This window comes from Pseudomonas sp. VA159-2 (assembly GCF_024126635.1).
In the GTDB taxonomy this organism is placed as follows: Bacteria; Pseudomonadota; Gammaproteobacteria; order Pseudomonadales; family Pseudomonadaceae; genus Aquipseudomonas; species Aquipseudomonas muyukensis.
On record NZ_JAMYBV010000065.1, the window covers coordinates 1 to 1,710 of the forward strand.

At 60.5% G+C, this 1,710-nt stretch carries 1 pseudogene; it reads left to right on the forward strand.

The annotated features are described in order from the left end of the window. Positions 1 to 1,710, forward strand: a pseudogene (locus tag NJG22_RS24350) (RHS repeat protein); the annotation flags it as partial.

Consider the following 1,710-nt stretch of genomic DNA (forward strand, 5'->3'; position numbering starts at 1 on the left):
ATTCGCGAGTGGGCCGATGATGGCAGTTACGAAATTCGCCTGGAGTGGGACGAGAACATCCGCCTCACCTACGTCACCGACGCCCATGGCCAGGAGACCTGGTACTACTACGACATCCTTGGCCACCTGTACCGCGTGCGCTATCCGGATGAAAGTTCAGAATGGATTTTCAGGGATGAGCGCAAGAACGTGGTACGCCACGTTCATACCGATGGCACTGAAGACCGTTACGACTATGACGAACAAGGCAGTGTCATTCGCCATATCCGCGCCGATCACAGCCAGGTCCATATCGCGTATGACGACCGTCGCCGTCCGATCAAGATCCGCGATGCCGAAGCTGGCCTGTGGCTGCGGGACTATGACCAGAAGGGCAACCTGGTCGAGACCACCGATCCATTGGGCAACAAGACCGAGTTCGCCTACACACCCTCTGGGCTGGTCAAGGCGATCAAGGACGCCAACGGCAACGAGAAAAAGCTGGCCTACAACGCGGCGGATCAACTGGTCGTGTACACCGACTGCTCGGGCAAGACCAGTCAATGGGCATACGACGCCTTCGGTCAGTTGGTGCTGTTCACCGATGCGGCGGGTAATAAGACGGCTTACGAATACAAAGCCGGCCAACTGGCAAAAGTCATCCACCCGGACGCCACCGAAGAGCGTTTCGAGCGCGATGCTGAAGGTCGTTTGCTGGCTCACGTTGATGCACTGGACCGTTGCACCACCTGGACCTACAACGCTGTGGGCCTGCTGGCCGAGCGGGTGGATGCCAACGAGCACACCCTGCGTTATCGCTGGGACAAGCTGGGCCGCCTGATCGGCCTGGAGAACGAGAACGAGAGCAAGGCCAACTTCCTTTACGACCCGGTCGGGCGCTTGCTGCAAGAGCAAGGCTTCGATGGTCTGGTAACCCGTTACCAGTACGATCCTGATACGGGCCGGCTGGCCAGCGCCCAAGTCGGTCAGCGGCGTATCGACATCACTTTCGACCCGGTGGGCCGGCTCGCTTCTCGCGTGGCCAGCCTGGGGGACCAGCGCCAGGAAGAATCCTTCGCCTACGACGGCAACGGCAACCTGATCCAGGCGATCAACGCGGCCAGCAAGCTGCAATGGTTCCATGACGAGGCGGGCAACCTGACCCGCGAGCACCAGTACTACCTCGGTACCGAGGTGCCGATGGTCGCGGTGTGGAAGCATGAATACGACGCACTGAACCTGCGCACAGCGACGATCCGCCCGGATGGCCACAAGGTCAGTGTGCTCACCTACGGCAGTGGTCATGTGCTGGGCATGACCCTCGATCAGCATGAGTTGCTCGCCTACGAGCGCGATGACCTGCACCGTGAAGTGGTGCGGCATCAGGGCAACCAGCTGATGCAAACTCAGGCGTGGGATCCGGCCGGGCGTCTTCAGGAGCAACTGTTGGGCAGCCACGATGGCCAGTCCACCCTGCTCAAACGCCAGTATCAATACGATGCCGTCGGCCAGCTGACCGATATCCACGACACCCGCCGTGGCCACCTGGCCTATCAGTACGATCCCATTGGCCGCTTACTGCAAGCCACCAGCCGCCTTGGCGTGGAGACCTTTGCTTTCGACCCGGCCGGCAACCTGCTGGACGACAAGACCCAGGAACTCAATCGTCCGCTGGAAAGCGATCCGCGCCGTAACAAACTGATGGACAACCTGCTGCGTGAATACGCCGGG